Origin of the sequence: Paenibacillus hamazuiensis, from assembly GCF_023276405.1 — a bacterium.
GTDB classification, from domain to species: Bacteria; Bacillota; Bacilli; order Paenibacillales; family NBRC-103111; genus Paenibacillus_AF; species Paenibacillus_AF hamazuiensis.
On sequence record NZ_JALRMO010000001.1, the window covers coordinates 1176311 to 1195055 of the forward strand.

Here is an 18745-nt window from a genome sequence, read left to right on the forward strand (position 1 = left end):
ATAGCGGGTCGATTCAATCAACCTATTTTTTCTCATAATACAAACCGATTACGCCGTTGCCAAACGATTTGTTCTTTGTTAAATGCAAAACTTGCTTATCTCCGGAAGCCTCGAACAATTTCTCGCCTTGGGAAGCAATCACAGGATGAACGAACATCCAAAGATCGTCGAAAAGTCCATTTTGAATGAACAGCTGCCAGGTTTTCAATCCGCTCTCGACGGAAATATTACTTTCCGTATTTTTCAGAGCCTGCATCTCTCGGACGAATGATTCATGATCTTCGATCACGATCTGCTCGGAATTTCTCCAAACAAGGTCTTTTCGCGAACGGGAGATCACGATTTTCGGAATGTCGTTAATATTCTTTGCAATCGAGCGCTCGAGAACGGATTCGGACGATTGTTCCGCATTTTGCCAGTATTCGGCCAGAGCCGGATAAGTATTTCCCCCGACGACGATCCTGTCGATACCGTTGTAGTATTCCTTGTATTCTTCAAGAATTTCATCGCTGAATGTCATCCATTGATCTTCATTGGTAACGACGCCGTCCAGCGACGTGTGCATCGTCAATATGATTTTTCCCATGGGCGGTTTCTCCTTCTATCAAGATCCTTCGTAGGCTTGAATCAATTTATCAATTTCGATCTTCGACATTCGTTCTATTGCGGCCATAACTCTTCGTGATTTGACGGGATCCGGGTCATTAACCATCTGCCAAGCGATCTTGGGATTGATTTGCCAATATACGCCGTATTTATCTTTTAGCCAACCGCATTCTTCCTTGGTCCCGTCCTCCGAAAGCTTTTCCCACAGTTCGTCAATCTCTTCCTGCGTATCGCAGCTCACGTAAAGCGATAACCCGTCGCTGAACCGAAAGGCAGGTCCGCCGTTTACCGCGATGATTTCCTGACCGCCGAGGTGGAACCGGACCGTTCTTACGGAGCCGGCAGGCCCATATTCTCCTTCTCCATAACGAGTGACATTCAAAATAGCCGAATTTCTAAAAACGGATACATAAAAATGAACCGCTTCCTCAGCTTGATAGTCGAAGCATAGATGGGGAGTGATTTTGGGCATAAAGATGCTCAGAACTTTCAATCCTCCTTTTCACTTTGATAATGATAGTGATCTAACGGGAATATACCATATTTCACTTTGATTATCAAATTGAAATTTGCTATGATACAATTATGAAACGGGAAGACAATAAATCACAATGTCCTATTAATTTCACAGTGGAAATCTTGGGCGACACTTGGTCGCTTCTTATTGTGCGGGATATGCTTGCCCTCGGCAAAAAAACGTTCGGCGAATTTCTGGATTCAAAAGAGCGAATCGGTCCCAGCGTGCTCACGGAGCGGCTTGTCCACTTGGAGAGGAAAGGGATCATATTCAAGGAGCCGAGCCTCACCGACAAGCGGAAATTTAACTATTCACTTACGGAGAAAGGATTGGAGTTAATACCCATTGTTTATGAAATCGCCGTGTGGGGTTCGAAAAACAGCCCTAATCCGGAGGCACCGGAAGTATGGTTCCAGTCTTTGAAGCACGGTAAAGAAAAAGTAATAAACTTGTGGTACGAAGCGGTGAGGTCCGGCAGTTCTTTCTTTAACGGTCCTAACAGCGTTGTGAAAATGCTGGAACTATAGATGTCCCGGTGACGAGGGGCGACCGTGCGCAAATCTGGCGTGGTTTGCCAAACCAGCCGGAAAGCAATATAATGACCATAGTCATTTATGACTGTGGTCATTTTTTGCAGGAGATGATTGTATGCGGAGAGAATCCAGAAAAAGAGATACGAAGGAAAAGATCGTACGTCACGCCATCCGGCTGTTTAAAGAAAAGGGATATGACAATGTGACCGTGGATGAAATAACGCAAATTTGCGGAATCGCCAAAGGAACGTTTTTTAATTATTTTCCCAAGAAAGAAAATGTCCTGCTGCACTTGGTCGATTCCTATGGGGAACTGATGAAAGAGATTGTCCTCAAGCATCGGGAAGAGCGTTTACAAGACCGGCTGATGAATATTTTTCGCGAATTACTGCATATTTATTTGCGGCATGCCGACCTGCTGCGCCTGACCCTGATCGAAACGATCAAATCGGCGATGGAACCGGGGGGAAGCTCTACGAATTTATTCGTATTTCAGGAAACGCTGCGCGAAATGCTGGAGGGGGCCAAAGCCGACGGCCTAATCCGCAGCGGCACGGATTCGGGTGTAAGCGCCTCGGTGCTTGCAGCCATTTTTTATCATACGCTGATTAATTGGTCGGGAGCAGCCGATGAAGAAACGATGGCAGCTATTTTGCAGCAGCATCTCAATGCCGTTTGGGAGGGGATGGCCGGTGAGTAGACTCCAAAAAATATGGAGAAAGAAAAGCCTTTTATTCTTCGCGGTACTCATCGTTTTCGTTTACTTCAATAACAGCCCGCTGTTTGCGAAACAGCGGAGCGGGCCCCCGCTTCTCCTCGCACACCGCGGACTTGCGCAAACTTTTACGATGGAAGGTGTGACAAACGATACTTGTACCGCCCAGCGCATCTATGAGCCTGAGCATCCCTATTTGGAAAATACGATTTCCTCGATGGAAGCGGCATTTCAGGCCGGAGCGGATATAGTTGAATTCGACGTACATATGACGAAAGACGATCAATTCGCCGTTTTTCATGATTGGACGCTGGATTGCCGCACCAATGTGCAAGGGGTGACCAGGGACTATTCCATGGCTGAATTAAAAAAAGTCGATATAGGATACGGTTATACGGCCGATGGCGGTGCGACGTACCCATTTCGCGGAAAGGGGGTCGGGTTGATGCCGTCATTGACGGAAGTTTTGGAGCGGTTTCCCGATAAGCCGTTTTTGATCGATGTGAAGAGCAGCGATCCCGCGGAGGGGCAGCTTCTTGCCCGGTATTTGTCGAAGCTTCCGAAGCGGCAGCAAAACCTGCTCGCGGTCTACGGGGGAGACGAGCCTGTAGCCGCATTGAAGGAACAGATGCCCGATATGCGCGTCATGTCCAAAGCGACAATGAAAAGTTGTCTGATTCCTTATCTCGCCGTAGGTTGGACCGGGTATGTACCTGCCGCGTGCGAGCATACCGAGCTGCATATACCGGATAAAATAGCACCCTGGCTGTGGGGCTGGCCCGAAAAATTTCTGAATCGGATGGAGCAAGCCGATAATCGCGTCATCGTCGTCGGAGGCGATGGCAGCGACTTTTCGAGCGGATTCGATACGCCGGAGGACATCAAGCGGCTGCCGCATAACTATTCGGGCGGCATATGGACGAACCGGATAGATCGGATTGCTCCGTTGTACCGGTATCCTCCAGGGTAATCTCCTGTTGACGGAGACCGCGCCGGGCCTGAGCGAAAAACGATTTTTTTAGAAATCAAGCGATCTTAATTGTTACCTGCAGGACCATTACAATCTTGCTCATGTTGATTATGTATCGTTTGGCCGATTCACGGCAAAAGCGACAAGGCTTTTGCCGTTTTTTCGTTACACGCGAATCGATTCGGCCAGCTTCTTAAGCTCAAGCGCCTGCGTCCATCGATCCGAGATCTCTTGGCCGGCGCCGGTTTTTATGGCATAGGGGGGCGGTCCCAATTCGCATACAAACGGCAAGTAATCTCCCGGCGCCGCGTTCTGCAGCCAGTAGTTCATTCCTTTTTTCCACCAGTTTAGAAAAAATGGAATGTAATCCGAGCCGATTTCCGTATCCACCTGGATTTGCTGGCCGTTGGAAATTCTTCCGTGAAAGCAAGCCGTTTGCTTGAGAAGGACGTCAAAATAGGCCTCGACTTTCTCGTTCGGCAAGATCAGCTCTCCGGCGACAACATAATGCGAAAAGTCGATCGTGAGCCGAATGTCCGGCACATCGCGGACATACTGTACGGTACGGAGCAAATCCTGCGTAATCCGGCCGCGGTGGGTTTCCACAAAATAAGGAATCCCCGCTTTCGAGGCCGCATCCACAAGATCGCGAAGTAGCGAGACAGCAGCGGAATCCGTCACAAACGAATCGGCGACTTGAGAATTAATGTAGTCGGCGCCGAAATTTTTGGCTTCCTTGATCGCTGCCTCCAAATCACTCCGATGATAAGGAAAAGAATGGATGCCGAATGCAAATCCGTAATCGTCCAAAAGCTTGCGCCAACGTTCCGCTTGGTCCGGGGCGGGAAGCCGGGCAACAATCCCGGTAAATCCCGCTTTAGCGATATGCTCAAACTTTTCCTCCAACGTCCATTCCCGATCGCCTTCCCCGAGTCCCGTCATCGCCCACCAGGACTGGTGAATTTCCAAGCGCGGCGGCTTCCCCGAGCCGTCGTTTAACCGTGGAACGCATGCCATCATCAGTAACCTCCCTTCTAAGGCTCCTTCGTTTCAAAAATGCAAACGTTCTTGAAGTCGACGAGCTGCGACAAAATATTGACCAGCTGGCTGCGCGATTCCGGGGGCAAAGGCTTGAGCAGCTCCTCCTTCACGAGTTTCGCGGCTGCACGCCCTTGTTCGATGAGAGGCGGAGCCTTGTCGGTCAGCTTCACAAGCGTCGCCCGGCGGTCCTTCGGATCGGGGATTCGCACAAGCAGTTGTTCTTTTTCCAAGGCGTCGACGAATTGGGTGACGGTTATAGCTTTTATGTCCATAGCCGCGGCCAAATCGCTCATTCGGACCGGCTGCGATTCGGCAACGGCGATAAGCAGGCGCAGCCGCGGACCGGTTAAAAACGCAGGGATGTCCATGGCGGACAGGCGCGATTCGAACTCGCGTTTGACATAGTGGGCGGTACGTATAAGCGCGTCCAAAACGTCGACTTCCGGGGAGGTCGGATCTTGGGGAGAAAGCGGCTTTCCGGACATGAAAAATACCTCCTTGACGGGCGGAAATATACTAAGTATACTTAGTTTCAGCAAATTATTAATAAGGTTACGTATAATATCTTTCCTTTGTAACTTTATTGTACTTCACGATCCGGCTAAAGGAAAGTTTTAACGAACCTGACGAATTCTATTGGGAGGAGTGATCGCAAATGTCGGAGCAATCGGGCAAAAGCGGCAATTATGCGGTTGCCGGTTTAATGCTGGGAATTTTGATGTCGTCGATGGACAATACGATCGTCGCTGCATCGATGGGGACGATCGTGTCGAGTCTTGGCGGCATGGAGCAGTTTGTTTGGGTTACATCGTCTTATATGGTGACTTCGATGGCGGGAACGCCGATTTTCGGGAAGTTGTCCGATATGTATGGGCGCAAACGGTTTTTCGTATTTGGATTGTTCTTGTTTCTCGTTGGCTCGATCCTGTGCGGGCTGTCGTCAAGCATCGTTCAGCTCAGCGTTTTTCGGGCGCTTCAGGGCATTGGCGGCGGTGCGATTATGCCCATCGCGCTGACGATATTGTTCGATATGTTCCCTCCGGAACAGCGCGGCAAAATATCCGGAATATCCGGAGCCGTTTTCGGCGCTTCGAGTATTTTCGGTCCTTTGCTCGGCGCCGTCATTTCGGACCATCTCGGATGGAACTGGATTTTTTACGTCAATGTGCCGATCGGCATCGTCTCATGTCTGCTTATTATGCTGTTTTATAAGGAGTCACCGACTCATTCCAAGCAAAAAATCGATTGGTGGGGGGCGGCAACGCTAGTCGGATCGGTCGTCTGCCTCATGTTCGCGATGGAGATGGGCGGTAGACTATATGCGTGGAATTCCGGCATCGTTATCGGCCTTTTCATTTTATTCATTATTCTTCTTTCGGGATTCGTGATCGCGGAACGGAGAGCGGAAGCGCCGATCGTTTCGTTTCGCATGTTCAAAACCCGCCTGTATGCGGCAAGCGTCGCTGCGGCATTTTTTTACGGAACAGGTTTTGTTACCGCTACGGTGTATGTTCCTATCTTTATTCAAGGCGTTTTCGGCGGGTCGGCGACCGGTTCCGGCATGATTTTAATGCCGATGCTGGTTGCCGGCGTGCTGTTCAGCCAAATCGGAGCCAGACTGACGACGAAAACCAGCTATCGACGTTTGATGCTCGGCTCCGTCCTGCTGTTTATGGCCGGCATGTTTTTGCTCAGCTCCTTGTCACCCGCATCGTCGCGCTCCATGACAACGGCGTTCATGATCGTAACCGGCATGGGAATCGGCATGTCCATGTCGGTTTTGATGCAAGCGGCCGTTCACCATTTCGATATGCGGCAGCGCGGGGCCGCGACTTCATCCGTCGTGTTCCTGCGCTCGCTCGGGATGACGGTAGGGATCACGGTTTACGGCATTATTCAGCGGAACTTCCTCGCCCGCAATTTGGGGGAAGCGTTCGGAGGTCGCGGAATTCCGGAAGGAACCCCGCTCGATCCGCGTCTGGCATTGACGCCGGAGCACCGCGCGCAAATCCCGCCGGATATGCTGGAAATCATCGTGCGTTCCCTCTCTTCATCGATTTCCCATACCTTTCTATGGGCGGTTGTCCCGGCGGCACTTGCGGCGATCTCCGTTTTGCTTATGCCGGGGGACAGGGTCATGGTGACAAGGGAAGCGAAGGGTGCGGGCGAAAAGGCGATAAGGCAGTGATGCGGCCTATCGGCGTTATAAATTCGAAGCGTTTTTGAAACGCTTGCTTTTTTAAAATTCTTAAGGTAGGTTGATCCAATTTGTATCAATTGGAGGGTTCCAGCGATGAAATGCCGCCTTAAGAAAAGGATTCAAATTGTCTTTTCGCTTGTCGTTTTATTATCTTTAATCCTCTCATCCGTTCCGAGTTTCGCATCAGCGCAGGATCCCGGCTGCATTCCAGGCTTTACAACCAAGCCGATGGCCGCTGCGGGAATCGTCCATACCGTTGTTTTGAAAAGCGACGGAACGGTGTGGTCGTGGGGAGGCAATCAAAGCGGCCAACTCGGAGAAGGATCGAGAAATGCCGGCGTTTTTCCCGTAAAAGCGCAAAACTTGTGCGATGTCGTCGCCGTTGCGGCAGGAGCCGACCATACCGTTGCCCTGAAAAGCGATGGAACCGTGTGGTCATGGGGGAGCAACTTATATGGCCAGCTCGGGGGCGGAACGTACGAGACAAGAAATGCTCCCAGGCTTGCTCCTATGCGGGTAAGCGATCTAAGTGACGTTGTCGCCGTTGCCGCCGGCTCATACCATACGGTTGCCTTGAAAAACGACGGTACGGTATGGACGTGGGGGAGCAACTTCGGCGGAACACTCGGATACGAAACCGACACTCCTGGCGGAACCGAAGAATTTAATCCTAAGCCGCTGCAAGTAAGCGGACTGACGGGTGTTAAGGCCATTGCTGCGGGATCCGGGAGTTTAAATGATCCCGGGCATACGGTCGCCTTGAAAAGCGATGGCACGGTATGGACATGGGGAAGCAACAGGCATGCTCAACTCGGATACGGTACGAACGCGTATACTTCCAAGCCTAACTATGCTTCCGGACAAGTGCCGAACCTCGGCAATATCGAATCCATAGCGGCAGGCTTGTCCCATACCGTTGCCCGGGGCAATGACGGAACGATATGGGCATGGGGAGGAGGCAGCTATTACTATGGCGAGCTTGGAGACGGAACAACGAATTCCAGCATAACCCCGGTGAAAGTACTGAATAACCTTAATCCGAGGCAAGAGGTGAATGGGGCTGTCACCGTTGCCGCATCTCTCGAATACTCTCTGGTTCTGTTAAGCGACGGTACGGTATGGGCATGGGGAAGAAATGAAGAAGGCCAGCTCGGAGACGGCACGTTTCAGAGACGGTTGGTTGCAACGAAAACGAATCTGACGGGCACTTTTGTCGCCATTGGCACGGGGTCTTCTCATTCGATCGCCATAAAAGATGACGGAACCGTATGGACTTGGGGAGTCAACTATGCCCGTCAGCTCGGATACGATACGTGGCTGCCTCAGGATCCGGAGTATAACCCGCCGTCCAATATGCCTCATCCGGTTGAAGGATTTAACGTCAAGGAAACCGTAAGCCCGCCGACATTGAAGCTGACGGGCAAGCAGCGTTTGTTATATTCGGAATGGTCCGCCGAACCGACAAATTTAACGGCAGTTTTAAATAACCCGGGGAACGAGCTTACGGGCGTCAGGCTTGAATTGGTTTGGGGCCCAGGCTGGAGTCTTGTTGACGGCGATGCCGTTCATATTATCGGCAATGTGCCCGGCGGAACGAATGCCCAGACGGTATGGAAAGTGCGTTTTGCTTCGGAAGGCATTCACCGGTTAACGGTCAGCCTGTTGAAAAACCCAACAGGCTACTTTTTCGTTCAATATCTTTAACAAATTACCGCGTTAATATGTTATAATGTAAATATACTCTTAAGGCGGTGGATCCTATGCTTCGCTCTAATCCGAATGTCCAAAATGAATATGAATTGGTGTGTATCGAGGAACTGGTTCATCCAGATCATCCTCTTCGTAAAGTACATAAGCATATCGACTTTTCCTTTATTCTCGACTTAGTCCGTCCTTATTACTGCGAGGATAATGGACGTCCCTCGGCAGATCCCATCATGCTTTTCAAGATGCTATTGATCGGGTATCTTGACGGCATTCGCTCCGAACGACGGTTGGAAAGAGAGGTTTTCTCTAATAATGCTTATCGATGGTTTCTGGGGCTTGGGCTCAAGGATCGCGTGCCGGATCATAGCACCCTTAGCTACTTTCGTGAACGTCTTCAAGAAGGCGATGTACTTCAACAAATCTTCGACCGGGTCGTTCTGCTTGCTATTCAACATCGTCTCGTTGCCGGTCGGGTACTTATCACCGACTCAACTCATCTTAAGGCCAATGCGAATAAACGAAAGTTTGTTCAAGAGGAAGTAACCAAGAGTACGAAGGCCTACATGGAAGAACTGGACGAAGCAATTCGTGCCGATCGCGAGGCTCATGGAAAAAAGCTTTAAAGCCACGAGAGGAGGTGGAAGAAACCAAACTAACGAAGGTAAGCACAACCGATCCGGAGAGCGGTTATATGGTGCGGGACGGTAAGCCGGAAGGCTTTTTCTATCTCGATCATCGGACCGTCGACCACAAATACAACATCATCATGGATGTCCACGTCACTGCCGGCAATGTTCACGATTCTGTCCCTTACATAGAGCGTTTGGAACATATCATCAAGAAGTTTAAATTCGAAAAAACACTGGAAGCCGTCGCACTGGATGCAGGTTACTTCACGTCGCACATTTGCAAAAAGCTTCAAGACAAGAAAATATACGCGGTCATCGGAGGTAGAGCCTTTACCCCAGTTAAAGGATTAATGGCTAAGTGGCGATTTAAGTATGATGCGGAGAACAATGTGTATATATGTCCACAAAAACACGAATTGAAATATACGACAACGGATCGCGAAGGCTACAGACAGTATAAGTCGGATCCGAATCATTGTGCGAACTGCCCCATGCTCAAAGAATGTACCCGGTCCCGGAATCACCAAAAAGTCATCACCAGGCATGTATGGCAGGATAGTAAAGAGTGGGTAAAACAAAACGGTAGAAGCAAGTCCGGCAAATATCTCTACCGCTTACGATACCAGACGATTGAGCGAAGCTTCGCGGATGCCAAAGAGCTCCATGGGCTTCGCTACTGCCGGTTCCGCGGCCGAAACAAAGTGCAGCAGCAAGCATTACTGACTGCACTATGTCAAAACATTAAAAAGATCGCCAATATCCTGGCTAAAAGGGCCGGATAAGAGGCGATCTTCTATTTTTAGGGCTAAATTCAAAAAATGATCCTACAAAAGCCCCGAAAAACCGGGGCTTTGTCAACAATCTGACCGGTTAACGGTCAATGCCTACCAGACAGGTGCCAACGTACCGTTTGCAACTGCCGTTTACCAAATGGAAGCTTTGGCGCCGGTCGTACCGCCCGGCGTTACGCTCGGAGGAATTGCCGGGTATCGAAGCGACGGTACGCCGATAGCCGGAAGATCATCCGCGCTTACGATTGCTATCGACGGCCCGTGCGATTCGGGTGCCTCTTTAACGGCAACGGATGCCGGCGGGCGGAAATATACGGGCCAGCTTATGCAGGTCTTCGGGGCTGCTTGGTCACATCGGTTTAATCCGTCCTCTGCGGGATTAACGGGTTCGCTTTTGTCGATAGAAATCGTTGGCTGTGGACCGGTACGTTCGTTTGGCATAGTGCTGATCGATCCAAGCGGAATTGTATACAATGCGGCGCGCGGGGACGAACGGACCTGGCCGCTGCCGGACGCTACGGTAATATTGGAATATTACGATCCTTCGTTAAACGAGTGGGTCAAAATGAACGAGGACGATTATCCGGGTAAACTGTCCCCGGTTACCAACCCGCAGAATACCGGGGAGGACGGCCGCTACGCGTGGGATGCGGCAGCGGGTCGATACCGGGTCGTCGTCAGCCGCCCAGGCTTTCAACCCGCAGTCAGCCGTATTGTCGACGTACCGCCTGCCGTAACGGATCTTCATGTCGGATTAACTCCAGTGGATCATACGGCGCCAAGCCTTACGGTCGCTTCCGTCACCTACGGCGAAACTTATACACATCCCGTTACGATGCCGTTTAGCGCTTCCGACGAACAATCCGGCGTCCGGTATATCTCATATCGATTGGATGGCGGCGAAGAGAACAAAATAAATGGCGCCGGCGGCTCCTTATCCGTGAACTCACCGGGTTTCCATACCGTTCGCTTTACAGCCGTCGACCACGCCGGCAATGAACAGGTTAAACAAGTTGCGTTTACGATTGCCCTGTCGCCGGAGCCCGAGCCCGGCAGCCATGCTGATCTAACCTCGCTGCAGCTGACGGGCGCCGTGCTGAATCCGGCGTTCGCCCCCGGTACGACAAGTTATTCGTCGGTTGTCGCAAGCGGCGTATCGGCGGTGACGGTAACGGCATCGGTATACGACGCGGCCTATGCCACGGTGAAGGCGCGCGTTTACGACAGCAGCGGCTCGCAGGTGAGCGGGCCGCATCTCCTGTCGAGCGGCGTAGCGTCTCCCCCGCTTCCGCTAAAAACGGGCAGCAACGTGATCAAGCTGCTTGTAACCGCGCAGGACGACACAGCCAAGACGTACACGGTGACGGTTACGCGCGAGGCCCCGTCGTCGGGCGGTGGACACGGTTCATCAGGAGATGATTCCGGATCATCGGACGGCGGCTCCGTATCACCGGGTGGCAGCGGGGCAGCCAGCGGTGACGCCGCTGAGGACGGTTGGACACGGCTTCGAATTCTCATCGACGGCAAACAATTTGATCGGATCGCTGCGGCCGCCTCTTCGCAGGAGGGAGGAGTATCCGTATTTACGGTGAAGGTCGATGCGGCCCAATTGGCGGCGCAGCTTGCGGAAGCCGGAAACAAGCCGGTGATCGTTATTCCAACGACGGCAAATGCGGATAAAGTGACGGTAGTTTTGACCGGGGATGCGGTGAAATCACTGGAAAGCAAGATGGCCGTTTTGGAAATTCGGACATCTCTAGGCAACTATGTGTTACCCGCGGCGGAAGTACGGATCGATTCCTTATCGAAGCAGCTTGAAGGAGGAGATAAGCTCCGGGAAATCCAGGTGAAGGTCGACATTGCCAAAGGAGATAGCGCCAAAGCCAAATGGTTGGAAAATGCCGCAGTCCGGGAACGTTTCACCGTCGTCGTTCCGCCGGTCGATTTTACCGTGACTGCCTCGTTCAACGGCAAGAAGGTGAACGCAATCAATAACAACGCGTACCCGAATTCGGAGGTTCAAATTCCGCTTCCGGACGACTCGGATCCGGGAAAAATGACAACCGCAATTGTGCCGGAAGAGGACGGATCGATCCGCCATGTTCCTACTTCCATGACAATGCGAAGCGGGAAGTATGAAGCGATCGTCCGCGGCTTGACAAGCGGCACGTACTCCCTTATTTGGCATCCCGCAGCATTTGCCGATGTCGAAGGTCACTGGGCCGAGTCTGCGGTGAACGACATGGGGGCGCGGATGATCATAAACGGAGTGGATGAGAACCGTTTCGGACCGGATGCCGCGATTACCCGTGCGGAGCTTGCAGCGATCATCGTAAGGGCGCTAGGCTTGTCCTATACCGGGGAACCGGCTGTCTTCACCGATGTGAAAGCCGGCGACTGGTATGCCGGCGCGGTTGCGAAAGCGTACGAGTATGGGATCATCGAAGGATATGAGGACCTTTCGTTCCGGCCGGCAAATACGATCACCCGTCAAGAAGGTATGATGATCATCGCGCGTGTGATGAAGCTTGTGGGACTGAATGCGAACACCGGCGCTGCTAGCGAGGAAGCGTTGTTATCCCCATTTGCGGACGGCGGGGAAGTGCAAGGCTGGGCCAGGCGGGAGGTTGCTGCCGCCATATCAGTCGGTTTGATCGGCGGCTCCGCTGACGGTTTGCAGCCGAACCGCGAAATGTCCAGAGCGGAAACGGCAGTCATCGTTCAGCGGCTGCTGGAGAAAGCCGGACTGATCGGGAACAAATATTAGAAGTTATGCAAACGCAGCCGCTGAAGGCTGCGTTTTTTGTGCTTAAAACATTATGTGAAGCTAACTTTTGTGAGATAAAAGGGGGCTTTTGGGTGATTTGTTCCTGTTTTTGAGACGAAGGACGGAGAGATATAGGTGCGAAAATAGAATAAACTGGGTATGACCACATTTGCGATGGGAGGAGGGATAGTATGGCACACTGCTGCTTTCAACTGCTCGGAAGCTTGAAAATAACTTTCGACGGAGAAGACTTGACGCTGGCTGTTCCCGGCGGAAAAGCCAAGCTGCTGCTCGCCTACTGCATTCTCTCCTCAGACGTGCCGCTTAGCCGAAAGCAGATTGCATTTGACTTTTGGCCGGATACCACAGAGAAGCAAGCTTTGACCAATTTGCGCAAGCTGCTTCACGATTTGCGCGAAAACGTTCCGCAAATCGAACGCTGCCTCAAGATCACTTCAGCATGCATCCAGTGGAACGATGAAATCGGGCTCCGCTCGGATGTGCGCGAGTTTGAACGGATGGCGCAAGGACAAACCGTTTACGAGCTGAGCCAGGCCGAAGAGCTCTACAAGGGGAGGCTTCTACCCGGATTTTATGCGGAATGGCTGGATGCGAGACGGGAGCTGCTGGAGCAAACATACCTTGGCGTGCTTGACAGGCTCATTGCGATTTTGGAAAGCCGGCGGGAGTACGCGGCCGCCCTTTGTTTTGCGAACAAACTGCTGATCCAAAATAAGTTCCGGGAAGAAACGTACCGCACGCTGATGCGGCTGCATGCGCTGAATCATGATATGGCGGGAGCCGCCCTCGTTTTCCGTCAAATGCATCGCACTTGGCAGGACGAACTGGGACTTTCTCCTGCGGAAGAAACGGTGCAGCTGCTGGAGAAGCTTTCGACAGGCGGCGGCGAGTCTTCCACTGGCGCACAAACCGGGCTGATCGGTCGAATAGCCGAATGGCAGTTTCTTTGGAGTGCATGGAAGCAGGCGGCTGCCGGCGAAAGTGCGATGCTGATCCTGAAGGGGGAGGCGGGCATCGGCAAAACGAGACTGGCGCAGGAGTTCAGGATGGCGGCGGAGAGCGGGGGACATCGGACGGCGTTCGCCGGCTGCTACCCGTCGGTAAGCGCATTATCCTACCGCCCGATAACGGACTGGCTTCGTTGTTTGCGTATGCCGCCGCTGAGTCCGGTTTGGCTGTCCGAGCTGGCGCGGCTGCTCCCGGAGCTGCTGGAGCAATATCCCGGCTTGCCGCAGCCGAGTCCCATTCAGGAAAAATGGCAGCTGGGCAGGTGGTATGAAGCGATAGAGCGGGTGCTGGCCGCAAGCGGGCCGCTCCTGCTTATTCTGGACGATTTGCAGTGGTGCGACGGGGAGACGCTGCAGCTGCTGTCGTTTCTTCTCCGCAGCGACTCCAGATCCGGATTTCTCGTTATCGCAACGATGAGAACGGAAGAGGATCCGGGCGAATCGTTCGAACCGTTTGCCGCCGGACTTCGGGACGCCAGGAAGCTGGCGGAAATCGAGCTGGCTCCGCTCAGCGAGGAAGAAACGAAGCGGCTTGCGGCCGCTGCTGTCGGCGAGGAGCTGGCAAGCCGCCATGCGACCGGATTATATGCGGAGACCGGAGGAAATCCGCTGTTTATTGTCGAGACGCTGCGCGAATGGCAAACGGCCGGCGGTGGCGGCGAGTTTCGTCTGTCGCCGCTCGTGGATACCGTCATCGAAAACCGGATCGGCAAGCTTCCGGCGATCTGCCGCATGGTTGCATCGGCGATCGCCGCTGTCGGCAGGCCGGTACCTCCGGCGTTAATGGCTATGGTAATGAAGATGGATGAAGATGAGATCATCGAACCGATCGGGCACCTCGTTCAGGTAAAAATTTTGCAGGAGGGAAGGGACGGGAAGTACGATTTTACACACGACCGGCTGAGGGAAGCCGCTTACAAGCTGATGAACGAAAGCGGCCGCCGAAGATGTCACAGGCGAATCGCCGATGGCTTAAGCGCTGTTCATCCCGGACAATCGGAAGCGGCAGCGGAAATCGCCTTTCATTACGAGCATGCGGGTATGGCGAAGGAAGCGGCTGAACATTATGAAGCGGCGGCGAAGGCGGCGGAAGAAATTTACGCGAATGAAACGAGGATCCGGTACTACCGGAAGCTGTGTGCGCTGCTGCCTCCCGGGCAAACGCTGCCGATCCTGATGAAACTCGGAGATGCCTTGATCATGACGGGGGACTGGAGCGAAGCGGAAAATACTTACCGGCGCTGGCTCGAACGTTCCGGCGCTTCAGCCGACATTCGCGAACGATCCTTGTGTGATGTCGCGCTGGGCAACTGCCTGCGATTGCAGGGGAAATATGAGGAAGCCGGTTTTCATTTGGAACGGGCGCTGCGCTGCTTCGAAATGTTGGAGGACACCTCCGGCCTGAGGTTCGTCTACGTAACGCTCGGCATCCTGCATTATTATCGGGGAAATTTCGCAAAGGTGCTTGATATCTCGAAGAGGATCGCGACCTTGCCGGACGATGGCAGGAGTACCCGGGACGACTGCCGGTTTTACGGCATTTTGGGTCATCTGCATTACGATCAATGCGAATACGAACAAGCGATTCATTGGATCAAAAAGCAAATCGGGCTTGCTTCGGAGATCCGCGACAAGTACTCCGTCGAGCAGGCGATGGGCGTACTTGCGATGGTGTATATGGACATCGATGAAATGGACCGGGCTTTCGATCTGCTCGTCGACAAGATGGAGATCAGCAAGTCGATCGGAGACCGGATGGGCTTCGCCAACGCACTCGGCATGCTCGGCAAACATTATTGGTATCTCGGGCATTATGCACACGCGGCGCCCTGCATCATCTTCTGTCTTGAGGAAGCCGTAGCGATCAAAGATTGGCGAATCGCGGCCATCATGCTCAGCTTCGAAGGGCGCAACCTTCTGGCCGAGCAGCGGCTCGAGGAGGCCGAACTACCGCTCGAACGCTCGATTCGTCTGTTCCGGCTGCTGGACACGCCTTACTTTGCATGCGAAACGCTCTATTTCATGAGCCTGCTGAAGCAGCGCCGGCAGCAGTATGAAAGCGCCATGGAGAGCGCGGAAGAAGCGCTGAGGATGGCCGACCGGCTGCAGCGTAAAGACATGCAGGCGAGCCTCCGGACGCTTCTTCTGCAGTTAAGGACGGAGCTGAGGTGGCTGAGTCCCGGTGCCGCGGCTGCGGAGCTGGAAAATATGCTGACGCAATATCCGCGCGGGCCCGAACAGGCCGCCATTCGCTTCGCGTTGTGGCGGCTGAATCCCGATTCGTCCGAGTGCCGGGTCAATGCGGCAGCCCTTAACCGGGCGCTGTACCGCAAGTCGGGCAAGCGGCAATATCTGGATCGCTGCCGCGAGCTTGACGGCTTCAGCCATGCCGCCGAGGCGCGCCGGCTGCCGCAGATCGCGGCCGAAGCTGCGGGACGCAGCAAGGTTTCGGCCCAAGCGCTGGAAGAAATCGACCGATATTTGAACCGGTAACCCATTGAAACGCTTTTGAAACGCTCCCTTCTTTAGAATACATCTGAAGAAGTGAATTTTTTATGAGGAAGGTGGAGTTTCACTTGCGGATTCATGCGGGAAAATCAAAAGCGGCAAAGATCGGATTATTGGCTGCCGCGCTGTTGGCCAGCTCGTTCGGGTCGGCATATGCAGCAGTCAATCTGGAGCCGATCAATGCTTTTTTTAACCGGGGCGTGTCGTTCGTATTGAAAGGCGAATTATGGCAGCCCAAGGACGAGGACGGCAAGCCGCTGACGGCGATATTTTACAACGGCAACAACTACTTGCCGGTCCGCGCCTTGGCCGAAGCGCTGAAAACGCCGATCGATTACGATCAGGAAAACCAAAAAATTTACATCGGCGGCAAACCTGCAGAAAAAACGGCGATTTTTGCCATGCCGATGGAGATCGACAATATTTACGCGATATTGTCGAAAGACGCCAAGGACACGCTGGTTAAAAACAAGCAGTACCAGGAAGTGCTGAAAATCGATCAATACGGGGACGTTATTTTCACGCTTGACCGCAAATTCAAGCGGCTCGTTCTCGATGCCGCCGTCATCAGCCCGGGGGAACACGAGGTGGAATTTTCGCTGTATAACGTCGGGGAAGCGGCTGCAAACACGGCCCTTACGGTGCTGGAAAAGCATACCGTCAGCCCGAAGGACGAAGTGAAGCGGCTCGTATTTAATGTGGAAGGTTTGGAGAAAGCCAAAATTCACGTGCAAAGCCCGAATTTGAATCCGTATATTTATGCGAGAATTTTAGATACTTCCTATTTCGATAACGGGGATCCTTCCGCCGGCAGCAGCACAAGAGAGACGGGAATCAAATGAGGAAAACCGGTCAGGCACGCTTTGGAGGCAGGCGGTCCTGGGAGATAGCAGCCAAGAAATCTTTGGCTGTTTTCATGGCTTTCATGCTGCTTTATGTTGTTTGGCCGATGAAGGAGCTGGAGGCCGCCCGAATTACCCGGTTTTCCATTTCCGATGGCGAGAAGCCGTATTTAATAGCAGGCGTGGAATACGCGATCTTTTATGACAGCGATAAAGCATCGACAACCAAAGTGGTTGACTATACGGAGTATTCCATCGATAACGGCGGGATCTGGAGATATTTGCCCCGATCGGACGGCTCGAATAATTGCTTTCAAGGATGCATCAGGATGCCCATCGACCCGCAGATCACTTCGGCCCTAATCCGTGTCGGCGCCGACTTCATCCCGCTCATCGGGTCCAGGACTCACTCGGAAAAAACCGTCGGCCCCTACAAGATTCTGCAGCCTGCGGATCCGACGGATTTCACCGCGACTCCCGGCAATGACGGGACGATCACGTTGACATGGAACGACAATTCGAACATGGAATCGTCATACCGGATCATTCGCTACGGTCCCGACGGCACCAAACAATTTTATGCAAACAATACGACGGATCATATCGGTCCGCTGAGTTATGTCGATAATCAGACGGACAAAAGCAAAAGTACGATCTATGTGTACTCGTTATCTGCGGTGATCGATAAATACGAGCTGCCGGAAGATCTTCAGCCGGGGAGCTCCAACGTCATCGCCAAGAGCAAAGTGCCGATCAATCCTTTGGATAAATGGAAGCTTCCTTTGGACGTATCCGTCATTGTCCCATCTGACAACAAAAAGATCGACTATGTTTCCAAAATCGTAGAAAAGTATCCGATCATTGCTTCCGCGTTCGATAAATTGGACTTCAGCAGCCTCAAACTGAACAAAAATTCCATGGAGCTGAAACCGGGCGAAAGCGAAACGTTGTCGGCGTCGTTCAGTCCGGCAAATACGGCAAATCAAAAGATCAAATGGAGCAGCAGCAGCACCGGGGTCGCCGAAGTGGACGCAAACGGAAAAGTGACGGGCAAAAAGCAGGGCATTGCGAAAATCACGGTGGAAACGGAGAATGGAAGCCTTAGCGATGTTTGCACGGTACATGTGATTATGCCGGGCGAACCGCCTAAACCGCAGGGCGAAACATCGCCGGAACCGCCGGACAAATCGCCTGAGCCGCCGGCCGAGATGCCAATCTTTTCGGATATCGCTGGTCATAAAGCCGGTGCGGAAATTTCCGCTGCTGCCGCTCTCGGGTTCATCGGAGGTTATCCGGACGGCACGTTCCGTCCCGATGCGAATGTAACCCGCGCCGAGTTTGCGACGATGCTGATCAAGGCGCTGAAGCCGAAGGTTACAGTATCCGGCACGGAGATGACCTTCGCAGATTTGGACCAAATCGGGGTATGGGCGATCTCTTACGTGGCGGAGGCGGTGAAGCTGGAAATCATCAACGGCTACGAGGACTTTACGTTCCGGCCGAACGCGAACATCACCCATGCGGAAATGATTGCGATGGTCATACGAGCTTCCGGCCTCAAGACGGATAATGCGCAGCAAACCGGTCTCGCCGACGACGCGGAAATTCCGGGTTGGGCCAAACCTTCCGTCTCCAAAGCGATGGAGACCGGCATCATCATTGTCGGCGGCCTTCCGGACCGCAAGTTTTCCCCGCAGGCGATGTCCACCCGGGCAGAAGCCGCCTCGGCGATCGTCCGGATGCTGGAGGCCGGCAGGAAGAAGTAGGAAGCCGCGAGCGGTGACCGCGCCCTTCAACCAAAGGACCGCACCTTCGCCGCATGAAATGCGCTAAGCATATTGATCCCGACAACGCAAACAGCCGATCCTTCCCGGATCGGTTGTTTGCATTT

At 52.9% G+C, this 18745-nt stretch carries 14 protein-coding genes; 10 read left to right on the top strand and 4 right to left on the bottom strand.

Annotated features, from left to right (window positions below; translation table 11 throughout):
* Positions 1-22: 22 nt before the first annotated feature.
* Both MYS68_RS04845 and MYS68_RS04850 read right to left on the bottom strand, forming a co-directional pair.
* Positions 23-586, bottom strand: a complete 564-nt coding sequence (locus tag MYS68_RS04845; protein ID WP_248924739.1) for a dihydrofolate reductase family protein — start codon at positions 584-586, stop codon at positions 23-25.
* A gap of 18 nt (positions 587-604) precedes the next feature.
* Positions 605-1099 carry a VOC family protein gene (locus tag MYS68_RS04850; protein ID WP_338043551.1) on the bottom strand — a complete coding sequence of 165 codons (495 nt, stop codon included), beginning with the start codon at positions 1097-1099 and terminating at the stop codon, positions 605-607.
* A gap of 92 nt (positions 1100-1191) precedes the next feature.
* Between MYS68_RS04850 and MYS68_RS04855 the strand changes: the two genes are divergently transcribed.
* The 3 genes from MYS68_RS04855 (at position 1192) to MYS68_RS04865 (ending at position 3341) form a co-directional block, all read left to right on the top strand.
* A complete protein-coding gene (locus MYS68_RS04855) occupies positions 1192-1650 on the top strand; it encodes a winged helix-turn-helix transcriptional regulator (RefSeq protein WP_248924740.1) in 459 nt (152 codons plus the stop codon).
* A 121-nt stretch (positions 1651-1771) separates the two neighbouring features.
* The gene (locus tag MYS68_RS04860; RefSeq protein WP_248924741.1) at positions 1772-2356 is read left to right on the top strand and encodes a TetR/AcrR family transcriptional regulator; all 585 of its coding nucleotides are present in this window, start codon (positions 1772-1774) and stop codon (positions 2354-2356) included.
* Positions 2349-3341, top strand: a complete 993-nt coding sequence (locus MYS68_RS04865; protein WP_248924742.1) for a glycerophosphodiester phosphodiesterase family protein — start codon at positions 2349-2351, stop codon at positions 3339-3341. The genes MYS68_RS04860 and MYS68_RS04865 overlap by 8 nt, the downstream gene beginning before the upstream one ends.
* Before the next feature lie 165 nt (positions 3342-3506).
* On the opposite strand, the gene MYS68_RS04870 is transcribed toward MYS68_RS04865, so the two are convergent.
* Both MYS68_RS04870 and MYS68_RS04875 read right to left on the bottom strand, forming a co-directional pair.
* On the bottom strand, positions 3507-4361 hold the full coding sequence (locus MYS68_RS04870) for a sugar phosphate isomerase/epimerase family protein (protein WP_248924743.1): 855 nt from the start codon (positions 4359-4361) through the stop codon (positions 3507-3509).
* A 14-nt stretch (positions 4362-4375) separates the two neighbouring features.
* Positions 4376-4867, bottom strand: a complete 492-nt coding sequence (locus MYS68_RS04875) for a MarR family winged helix-turn-helix transcriptional regulator (protein WP_248924744.1) — start codon at positions 4865-4867, stop codon at positions 4376-4378.
* 170 nt (positions 4868-5037) lie between these two features.
* Here MYS68_RS04875 and MYS68_RS04880 point away from each other — a divergent pair, with 170 nt between their 5' ends.
* The 7 genes from MYS68_RS04880 to MYS68_RS04910 all read left to right on the top strand — a co-directional run bounded on the left by MYS68_RS04880 (position 5038) and on the right by MYS68_RS04910 (position 18620).
* On the top strand, positions 5038-6570 hold the full coding sequence (locus MYS68_RS04880) for an MDR family MFS transporter (RefSeq protein ID WP_248924745.1): 1533 nt from the start codon (positions 5038-5040) through the stop codon (positions 6568-6570).
* A gap of 105 nt (positions 6571-6675) precedes the next feature.
* Positions 6676-8286, top strand: a complete 1611-nt coding sequence (locus MYS68_RS04885) for an RCC1 domain-containing protein (RefSeq protein WP_248924746.1) — start codon at positions 6676-6678, stop codon at positions 8284-8286.
* A gap of 56 nt (positions 8287-8342) precedes the next feature.
* Positions 8343-9700, top strand: a protein-coding gene (locus MYS68_RS04890) for an IS1182 family transposase (protein WP_248924449.1) whose coding sequence is annotated in 2 segments (ribosomal slippage) — positions 8343-8907 and positions 8907-9700 — 1359 coding nt in all. Because the reading frame shifts where the segments join, the coding sequence is not laid out codon by codon here.
* A gap of 148 nt (positions 9701-9848) precedes the next feature.
* Positions 9849-12476 carry an S-layer homology domain-containing protein gene (locus MYS68_RS04895; protein ID WP_248924747.1) on the top strand — a complete coding sequence of 876 codons (2628 nt, stop codon included), beginning with the start codon at positions 9849-9851 and terminating at the stop codon, positions 12474-12476.
* A 191-nt stretch (positions 12477-12667) separates the two neighbouring features.
* Complete coding sequence (locus MYS68_RS04900) at positions 12668-15997, top strand: ATP-binding protein (protein WP_248924748.1); 3330 nt, start codon at positions 12668-12670, stop codon at positions 15995-15997.
* 62 nt (positions 15998-16059) lie between these two features.
* Positions 16060-16854 (top strand): copper amine oxidase N-terminal domain-containing protein, encoded by a 795-nt coding sequence (locus MYS68_RS04905; protein ID WP_248924749.1) that lies wholly within the window; start codon positions 16060-16062, stop codon positions 16852-16854.
* Positions 16851-18620, top strand: coding sequence for an S-layer homology domain-containing protein (locus MYS68_RS04910; protein WP_248924750.1), 1770 nt, complete (start codon positions 16851-16853; stop codon positions 18618-18620). Before MYS68_RS04905 ends, MYS68_RS04910 begins: the two co-directional genes overlap by 4 nt.
* Positions 18621-18745 lie beyond the last annotated feature (125 nt).